This window comes from Brevibacillus sp. M2.1A, from assembly GCF_013284355.2.
In the GTDB taxonomy this organism is placed as follows: Bacteria; Bacillota; Bacilli; order Brevibacillales; family Brevibacillaceae; genus Brevibacillus.
The window spans coordinates 83,906-92,961 of the sequence record NZ_JABSUY020000002.1 but is presented as its reverse complement, the minus strand read 5'-3'; the positions used below and the strand labels follow the sequence as shown (position 1 = coordinate 92,961).

The following is a 9,056-nucleotide window of genomic DNA, read 5'->3' as shown; positions in this document are numbered from 1 at the left end:
TAGCACTAACCCTTACAATAATTTCTAATTGTTCACCAATTCCAGCAAATCACGTCTTACCAGTATTTTCATAGTGTCCATGTTACCCATCATTTGTAGAAAAAAGGAATATGGATGTAGCTGATTGCTAAGTAATGGAAATCCCTACAATATGGAAGTGTAGTTTTACCTTTGGAAGTTGATGTTTTGAAAAAATAGCAAAATAAAACTGGTAAAAATAAAAAGAACCATTCTATTAACGAATGGCCCTCTAAACTAAGTAGTAAAAGCTTATCCTACCAAGGATAAGCTTTTTGTTTTTGTTGGTACGAAAAATACATATACAAAAATGTAAAAAATTTCTATAATCAACAACGATGTTATCAATTATAAAGTCATGGAGGTAAACGAAATGATTGAAAAGGACAGAAGCATTAGTTTCAATTCAATAGTTTCAAAATTTTTCATTTTTATTGTTACACTTGCACTGGTCGTTCCATTCTCGCTAAACGAACCGGTGGTAGCCTTTTCTAAAGGCAATAAAAGCGATATGGAAATCGCGATAGTAGAAACAGAAAAATACCACCAGACGGCAATGCTCGTGTTTGCAAGTAATGCCGGAGATGACGTAACCGATCAAATCATCCGTATAATAGAAGGGACTGAAAAAAATCCATTTGTCCAAGTCAGGGTACATCAGATTGAAGGCATGGGTGGCGGCAATAAACCATCCGAGTATTTGCAGATAAAAGATTCAGGAAGAATAAAACTCGTTCAAGTCAATCATACAAATCAGACAGTATATGAGCATGTGCACCTGATGTTCACAGTAGGCACATCAAGTACATCCAAGCGCATAGACGTATCTATTCCATCCCAACCTGTTGCAGACGAAAAAACAAATATGGAAATGGCCATAGCAGAAAGTGAGAAGTACCACAAAACAGCAACGATCACGGATGCAACTAAGATAGGAGAAGATGTGACTGATCAGATTATCCGCATGATACAAGGTAACGAAAAGAATCCGATCGTAGGTATTAAGGTACAACAAATAGAAGGGGCGGGCGGAGGGAACAAACCCTCGGAATATTTTCAAGTAGATGAATCGGGAAGAGTTACAGTAATGAAGATGAATACAACAGCATACCCCGTTACAGAGCATGTGCATGTGTGGTTTACCGTTGATAATGCTACTGCAGGATTACGAATTGATGTGACTATGAATCCAACAACACAAGGAAATTAGCAAATCAGAAAGAGCCCGTCGCATTCGTGATAGGCTCTTGTTTTTGAAAGCAAAAAAGAACCAACTGCACAAGACAGTTGGCCAAAAAGAAATTCCCCAAGTTATTTGTTTAGACCCTTACATTTTATCAATAATAAACAACGTTGTAAACTTTAACTCATTATGGAAATGTTATACACAAAATCTCTGACATCTCGATAGCATAAAAATTTTTTCTTCATTAGATATGCAACGAAGACACGGTGAGCGCTCAAAGGTGTTGGCACGGTATAGACGGACTAAGAAACGGTCCTTGAGGCTGCGAGCAAACCAGGCTCTCCGTTTTTGTCCCACCGCCCATCCTTCCATTCCTTGACATCCCCTGCTGCGTACGGGTATCCTAACATAACTAACAGTACGAATAGGGCAATGAAAAGGTTGCAAAAGCCGTTTGTTTTCTGCTTGGAATGCCAAGTTTTCTATGTTGCAAAAGGATGTCACTATGCTATAGTGGATGACGAATGTAACTATATATAGATGTAGAGAAAAGTTGGGAGCGACGATATGTTATCCTTCTTGAAAAATTTAATGGGGAATAAACCAACAACCAACGAGGTAAGAGAGCAGGTGCAGGAGGAATCAATCCTTTCCGCTGCTGATACCGAACAGTCACATCAGAAAGAACAACAGGTACAGGTTGAATCAACTGGCGTCACAACAACACTCTCTCTGCATGAATCTTGGGAGAGTCAGCTGAGTGCGCAAGAGAAATACTCGCTCTCCTTTATGGCTCAGGAACTGGAACCGTTGCAGCCAGGAAATATCTCCTTGGCAGGGACTTCACTCGTTCCGCATGATGACGGGATTGAAGTGGTAGCCTTCGTCCGGAACAGCACGGACCGTCCAATCAGCCTAAATGAGATGACACTGGTGGTACTGTTTGGGGATCAGGAGTTGTTTACTCGCCAATCCTTTGATTTGAGTGAGCTCGGAGAAATTCCGCCGCGTTCCGCAAGACCGTGGTCGTTTGTATTTGCCAGAGAGCACTTTTTACAAGTTGAAGTTCTTCTCGTGAATTGGAAGATTGCCTTTGAAATGGCGCAGAAGAAGATGGTCCTTCCACAGCAGCTGGAGTTGGAGGAATCCTGGATTAAGGCGCTGACTGATGAACAAAAAACGTCCTTAATTGAATTGGCGAAGAACCTCCCCGCTCTAAAAGAGGGAGAAGTAAATATACAGAGTGTGCAGATTCGTAGAACCGAAAGTGGTGCTCTGAATGCGATGCTTTTGATTCGCAATGGCTCTACACAGTCGCTGTCCTTCGAAACGTTGCCGCTGGCGCTGTATGATGCAAGCGGAGATAAAGTGGCAGAGGGTCTGTTTGAACTAGGAAGCCTGACTGTAAATGCCAATACGAGCAAGCCATGGCTGTTTATTTTCCCGCCTGAGAGCATTCAAAAGGAAGAGCTTGACTTGTCCCGTTGGAAAGTGAGCGTTCCCCAAGGAGCCTAATGCAAGAGAGCAAATTTGCATGGGTCAGTCAAAAAAGTTTATCATGATGAGAGAGCTTCGTTCGTGTTCGGACGTGTGAGGAGGTAGTCTATGTTTTCCTTTATGAAGAATTTATTAGGTAAGGATCAACAGGATCTGAAAAAAGATATTCAAGAAGAGTCTGCCATCGATGTTGCTGAATTGAAAAACACCGAGGTCGAAATGGAGAGCAACGAGCAACAGGAAGAGTCTGTAGGTGGGGTAGAAAAAATCCGTACGGAATTGTCTCTGAGCCCGATTTGGGAGAGCGAGCTGGATTCCGAGAAAAAGTATACGCTTCGCTTTTTGCAAGAAGAATTGCCTGAGATGCGTAAAGGCATGATTAGCGTAACGGGATTCAGTATGATTCCCCAGCCAAACGGCATGACGGTAGCGATGTTCTTCCGTAACTCCACGAATAAGCCAGTGCGGATTAAAAACGTTGGGTTAGCGATTTATCTTGATGATAAGGCGTTTGCAAGGATCAAGGTGGATTTGTCTGATATGGGCGCAATTCCGCCTCATACCAGCCGTCCGTGGGAAGTATTGTTCCCGGAAGAAAGCTATCTGCATGAAAACTTCATCTTTAAACGCTGGAAAGTGGTTATGAAGGCGGGGAGAAATTCGCATGTATGGCCTCGTAATCTGGAGCTCGATCCCGAAATGGAAAAGCGCATGACCGATCGCCAAAAGGATCGTCTGGAAGCGTTGACGCAGTCTTTGCCAGTGATTCCGATTAATACGGTACAGGTTACTGGTTTTGACATCGGTATGACAAAGGAAGGACATTTGGTAGCAGCGATGCTCTTCCGCAATGGGATGGCTCACGAATACCGTCCAGATGAAATCAAGCTGACAATTGCTGATGCAAATGGTGATCTGGTAGCAACAGGTGTACTGGACGCAAGCAGCATTAATGTGAAGCCGGGCCACAGCCGTCCGTGGATGATTGTATTCCCGCCAAATTTAGTGAAAAAGCCTGATGCCGACCTGAAAAGATGGACGCTTGAGGTAGAATAGAGCGCAATACTTTTGAGGTGTGGGAAAGAGGAGGTTGACTTATGAGTTGGTTATTGGAAAATTGGTTTGGTTCCAAGGAGAGCCTGGAACAAGTACGCGAAGATATTCATGAGAATCTTCATAGAGAGTTTTACTTGGGTGTATCTGGATTGGAGAATCCGCAACAATCTGCGAACCGTGTGGAATCCAAGGAATTGTTTTTGGTGCTGAACGGTCCGTGGGATGATCAATTGGACGAAGCGGAGCATGAGCTCTTGCAATACGCGCATGATGAAATGCCCCCGGTTGTTCGTAACGAATTAGGTATCATTCCTTTCTTCACACAGGTTACCAATGATGGTTACTTGGTTCTTACCTACGTTCGCAATGCGACTGACCGCAGCATTTTGCTGCAAAAGCTTCCGTTGTCTTTGGTGACGGAGGATGGAGAGGAAGTCGCGAGAAAGACTTTTGATCTGATTACATCTGGTCCAGTGATGGAAATGTCCAGCCGTCCGATGGAATTCATGTTCCGCTGGGATGAGTTCGACCGTATTCCTGAAAAAGAGGTCCCTCTAAAGCTGACCTATATCAAGCCGAAAAAGCACGAAGTAGAAGAGAACCAAAACTTTAATTTGGGTCTGAGTGCAGATGAGTCCAAGCAATACATGCAGCAGGCAGCAGAGAAGGCTCCGATTGTAGAGGGCGAAGTAGATTTGCAAGTTCTCGACATCAAGCCAGGTGAAGATAACGGCCTGAAAGTCATCGTTGCTTTCCGCAACGGCCTGGCAAAACGTCTGGAGTTTACCGAAGTGCCGATTATCGTTCATGATAAGGATGGCGATACCGTTGCACGTGTACACTTCACCTTGGAAAACATGAAGGTAGAAGCAAATAGCCATCGTGTATGGGCATTTGATATTCCGTTCTCCTCCATTAAAAAGGAAGAGGTAAATCTGGCGGAACTGACTGCTTTTATTCCAAAAGCTCAGCAAAGAAAAAAAGAAAAAGCTCAGGTAGCACCTGAAGTGGAAGACAATAAAGGTTTGTTACAGTAAGGAGAAAACCCTTTTTGCCCATGGTGAAAAGGGTTTTGTACTGTTATAACGTTCCAAATATTGGCTAATCAGGGTTGCGTGTCTCCCTTTTCATCCGCTATGCTAGGACGAGAAGATAAATACCTGAATTCCTTTTAGACTGCTGATTTTGCAGGGGAGAGAAGGAAGGACTGTTTTACATGAAAAAATCAGTGAACATGACAGTAGCGACTGCGATAAGTGTCGCGCTAATGATGGCAAACCACCAAACAATTTATGCTGCAGCACCACCAGCATCGAATGACTACTATTTGAGTAACCAGCTTCACTTGAATCAGATTAGAGCTCAGCAAGCCTGGTCAGTCGTAAATAGTAATGAACAGATTATCATCGCGGTGCTCGACTCTGGTGCAGATTATAAGCATCCTGATTTGAAGGACAACCTTCTGCCGGGTGTGAATCTGGTCAATCCCGGGAGATCGGCCCAGGACGATAACGGACATGGAACAGAAGTAACGGGTGTACTGGCTGCCAGTGGGAATAACAGCATTGGTGTATCCGGTGTCTTGTGGAATGCGAAGATTTTGCCGATTAAAGTTTTGGCCAAAAATGGAGATACTACGGTACAGACTCTTGCTAAGGGTATCAATACTGCCTTGGATCGTGGCGCCAAAGTCATTGTGATGTCTCTTAGCAGTATGTCCTACTCCAAGGAGCTGGCGAATGCTGTGCAACGAGCGGAAAGAAGCGGAGCTGTTCTGATTGCAGCTAGTGGCAATGAGAGTAGCCGAGTGGCTTTTCCGGCAGCCTATCCAACGGTGATAGCGGTAGGGGCTGTGAGGAGTAACAATGAAGTGCTGTATCAAAGCAATACGGGACCTGAGCTTAACCTGGTAGCGCCTGGTTTCAATGTTTATACGACCAAGCTTGGAGGAAAATACGGTTCTTTTAGCGGGACTTCAGCAGCGGCACCACAAGTTGCGGGGGCAGCGGCGCTCATACTAGCTCGTCATCCCAAACTAAGTCCATTTGATGTAAGACAATTGCTTTATCAAACGGCTACCGACTTAGGGGAAAAGGGATGGGACCGGAAAACGGGCTACGGGTTGTTAAACGTCGACAAGGCAGTTCGAACGCCTTTATCCTATGACTTTTTAGAGCCGAATAATCAGACGTACTCAGCTAAGGCGTTCCCGATCGAATCTCAGATACGTGGAAATTTGGGACCAAAAGACACGATAGACTGGCTGAAGATGGACATCCCTTACGATGGGAAGGTCAGCTTCACAGCGTCAGTGACTTCCGGTATTTCTTCAGCGATGGCAGCTACTTTTTACCCAGAGAATCGTCCGCCGATTACGCAGTACTTCGGGAATGGGGATACGATAACGGTCCCGGTTAAAGCGGGAAAAATGAATATCCGGTTAATGCGTAACGGAGGGGTCAACAACGCTTTTACTTACGTGTTGACGAGTAAGTTTACCATCAATCCGGACCGTAACGAACCGAACGATACGCAAGAGACGGCAAGGCCGCTCGTAGGCAACCAAATCAGTGTAACAGGCAATTTTCACGATGAAGGGGATCAGGATTGGTTCTCCTACTATGTTCGTGAATACGGGCATTTGGATGTCTCCGTTAGTCCTGATAACAAGCGTGTCGATCTATTGCTGAGTATCGGTAAACAAGAGGTCGGAAAAAAGATGGTTGTCTGGGACCCTAACTACGATAATGGAACAAAGGACAATCCGACAGAGCGCGTTCAAAAAGAAGTGTCACCAGGCAAGTATTACATCCGTGTGAGTGAGTACAATCGCAATGCGGTGAATGGCGAATATCAGCTGGATCTGGGATACACGCCAGTAAAAAAAGATTTTAATGAGCCGAATGACACCTACCAAAAAGCGTCTCCGCTAAGCGGGGGGACAGTGATGTCAGGGACGATACCGACAGCTACTGATTCCGACTGGTTCCAATTTACTGTGAATAGTGAATCGTATGTGACGTTCCGAGCGCCATACATTCCTGTCGATAGCGGCTTTCGTTTCGCGCTCTACAGCGATCGAAACATGAACTATGCGATTGCTTCGACGAATGAGGTAGCGGAGCTGTCTAACCGAGGAAACGATATTATCGGTTTGCGTCTGCAGCCAGGAAAATATTATGTGCGCCTTAATAGCGGTACTTCGTTCAAATATGAATCGTACCGACTCACGGTGACGCAGCAAAAATTGATAGCCGGCTATCGCGATATTTCGGACCACTGGGCGCGCTCAGAGATCGTCAGACTCAGCTCACGCGATATTGTAAATGGATTTAATGATGCGTCGTTCAAGCCGAATCAGGCAGTGACCCGTGCAGAGTTTGCGACCATGCTGCTTAAATCGATGCGTGCGACCGGTTCCAAGGTAGCGACTACCTATACAGGAAAAACGACCTTCCGGGATATGCCAAAGCGGCACTGGGCGTATCACAACCTGGGTGTAGCCTACCAATTGGGAATTTTGAAAGGGTATCCGAAGAATGAAATGAAGCCGGATCAGCCGATATCGCGTGCAGAGATGGCGGTAATGATCGCGCGAGCACGTAATGTGTTGATGTATAACCGTGGTACTTCCAATTATCAGGATGTGCCAACGAGTCACTGGGCTTCTCCTGCTATTGAGGCTTTGACATCAAGAAATTGGGTTAATGGGTACGGTTCTTCCTTTAAACCGAATGGAAGGGCAACTCGTGCCGAGGTAGTAGTGGTACTTTCCAAGGCCTATCAACTATAAGTAAAATTTTTCCTATTGACATCTCTGAAAAAAACAATTATTCTATTATCCGTAATGGATACTCTTATCCAGAGCAGGCGGAGGGACTGGCCCTATGAAGCCCGGCAACCGATCTAGAGCGGTGCTAACCAGCAGAACGGACATCTGTTCTGGCCGATAAGAGGATGAAGGAAGCAAAAAACGCTCAAACCTTTTCCTCCTAAAAAATGGAAAAGGTTTTTTATTTGCGTTTACGTAGATAAAATCCTGACTCGGCTACCACACTATTTGTATGAGGTCAAAGGAGGTATTTTCTCATGGCTTTGCAAAAAGGTCGTCGTCTGTTTACATCCGAATCTGTAACTGAAGGACATCCGGATAAAATTTGTGACCAAATTTCCGACTCCATCTTGGATGCGATCCTGTCCAAAGATCCTAACGCTCGCGTAGCTTGCGAAACTTCCGTAACTACTGGTTTGGTTCTCGTAGCAGGTGAAATCACTACAAACACTTATGTGGATATCCAAAAGCTCGTTCGTGAAACCATTCGTGAAATCGGCTATGACCGTGCGAAATTTGGTTTTGACGCTGACACTTGCGGTGTTATTACCGCAATTGGCGAGCAGTCTGCTGACATTGCACTTGGTGTAGACCAAGCATTAGAAGCGCGCGAAGGCAAAATGACTGACGCTGAGATCGAAGCTATTGGTGCTGGTGACCAAGGTTTGATGTTTGGTTTTGCTTGCAATGAAACACCTGAGCTGATGCCACTTCCTATCAGCATGTCCCACCAATTGGCTCGTCGTCTGACTGAAGTGCGTAAAAACGGAACACTTGCTTACCTCCGTCCTGACGGAAAAACACAAGTAACCGTTGAGTACGATGGCGACAAACCAGTTCGCATCGATACAATCGTTATCTCTACCCAACATGCTCCTGAAACAACTTTGGAGCAAATCAAGCAAGATCTGGTTGAACACGTAATCAAACCAGTTGTTCCAGCTGAACTGTTGGACGCTGAAACCAAATACTTCATCAACCCAACTGGCCGTTTCGTAATTGGCGGACCACAAGGGGATGCTGGCTTGACTGGCCGCAAAATCATCGTAGATACTTACGGCGGTTATGCTCGTCATGGCGGCGGTGCGTTCTCCGGTAAAGATCCAACAAAAGTTGACCGTTCCGGTGCTTACGCAGCTCGTTATGTAGCGAAAAACATTGTGGCTGCTGGCCTCGCAGACAAATGCGAAGTACAAGTTGCTTACGCAATTGGTGTAGCACAGCCAGTTTCCATCGCAGTAGATACTTTCGGTACAGGTACTATTTCCGAAGAAGCTCTGGTGAAATTGGTTCGCAAACACTTCGACCTGCGTCCTGCTGGTATCATCAAGCAACTCGACCTGCGTCGTCCTATCTACAAACAAACAGCTGCATATGGCCACTTCGGACGCAATGACCTGAATGTTCCTTGGGAGCAAACAGACAAAGCAGAAGTTCTGAAGCAAGAGGCTGCTCAACTGTAATATT

The 9,056-nt window shown here is 45.3% G+C and carries 6 protein-coding genes and 1 riboswitch; all 6 genes read left to right on the top strand.

What is annotated here, in order from left to right; genetic code table 11:
* Positions 1–391 precede the first annotated feature (391 nt).
* Positions 392–1,228 (top strand): hypothetical protein, encoded by an 837-nt coding sequence (locus HP567_RS29675; protein ID WP_173612171.1) that lies wholly within the window; start codon positions 392–394, stop codon positions 1,226–1,228.
* A gap of 543 nt (positions 1,229–1,771) precedes the next feature.
* Positions 1,772–2,719 (top strand): accessory Sec system S-layer assembly protein, encoded by a 948-nt coding sequence (locus tag HP567_RS29670; protein ID WP_173612172.1) that lies wholly within the window; start codon positions 1,772–1,774, stop codon positions 2,717–2,719.
* Positions 2,720–2,809: 90 nt separating this feature from the next.
* Positions 2,810–3,757 carry an SLAP domain-containing protein gene (locus HP567_RS29665; RefSeq protein ID WP_173612173.1) on the top strand — a complete coding sequence of 316 codons (948 nt, stop codon included), beginning with the start codon at positions 2,810–2,812 and terminating at the stop codon, positions 3,755–3,757.
* Between the two features lie 41 nt (positions 3,758–3,798).
* A complete protein-coding gene (locus HP567_RS29660) occupies positions 3,799–4,794 on the top strand; it encodes an SLAP domain-containing protein (RefSeq protein WP_173612174.1) in 996 nt (331 codons plus the stop codon).
* A 179-nt stretch (positions 4,795–4,973) separates the two neighbouring features.
* Positions 4,974–7,550: a S8 family peptidase gene (locus tag HP567_RS29655; protein ID WP_173612175.1), complete on the top strand. Its 2,577-nt coding sequence runs from the start codon at positions 4,974–4,976 to the stop codon at positions 7,548–7,550.
* A 61-nt stretch (positions 7,551–7,611) separates the two neighbouring features.
* Positions 7,612–7,713, top strand: a riboswitch (SAM riboswitch).
* Positions 7,714–7,846: 133 nt separating this feature from the next.
* Positions 7,847–9,052: a methionine adenosyltransferase gene (gene metK, locus HP567_RS29650; protein WP_015893578.1), complete on the top strand. Its 1,206-nt coding sequence runs from the start codon at positions 7,847–7,849 to the stop codon at positions 9,050–9,052.
* The last annotated feature ends 4 nt before the right edge of the window (positions 9,053–9,056 follow it).

What these genes read in the sequence shown, in the direction of transcription:
- HP567_RS29675 (WP_173612171.1), top strand. Translation starts at nt 392, where the DNA reads ATGATTGAAAAGGACAGAAGCATTAGTTTCAATTCAATAGTTTCAAAA.
- HP567_RS29670 (WP_173612172.1), top strand. Translation starts at nt 1,772, where the DNA reads ATGTTATCCTTCTTGAAAAATTTAATGGGGAATAAACCAACAACCAAC.
- HP567_RS29665 (WP_173612173.1), top strand. Translation starts at nt 2,810, where the DNA reads ATGTTTTCCTTTATGAAGAATTTATTAGGTAAGGATCAACAGGATCTG.
- HP567_RS29660 (WP_173612174.1), top strand. Translation starts at nt 3,799, where the DNA reads ATGAGTTGGTTATTGGAAAATTGGTTTGGTTCCAAGGAGAGCCTGGAA.
- HP567_RS29655 (WP_173612175.1), top strand. Translation starts at nt 4,974, where the DNA reads ATGAAAAAATCAGTGAACATGACAGTAGCGACTGCGATAAGTGTCGCG.
- metK (WP_015893578.1), top strand. Translation starts at nt 7,847, where the DNA reads ATGGCTTTGCAAAAAGGTCGTCGTCTGTTTACATCCGAATCTGTAACT.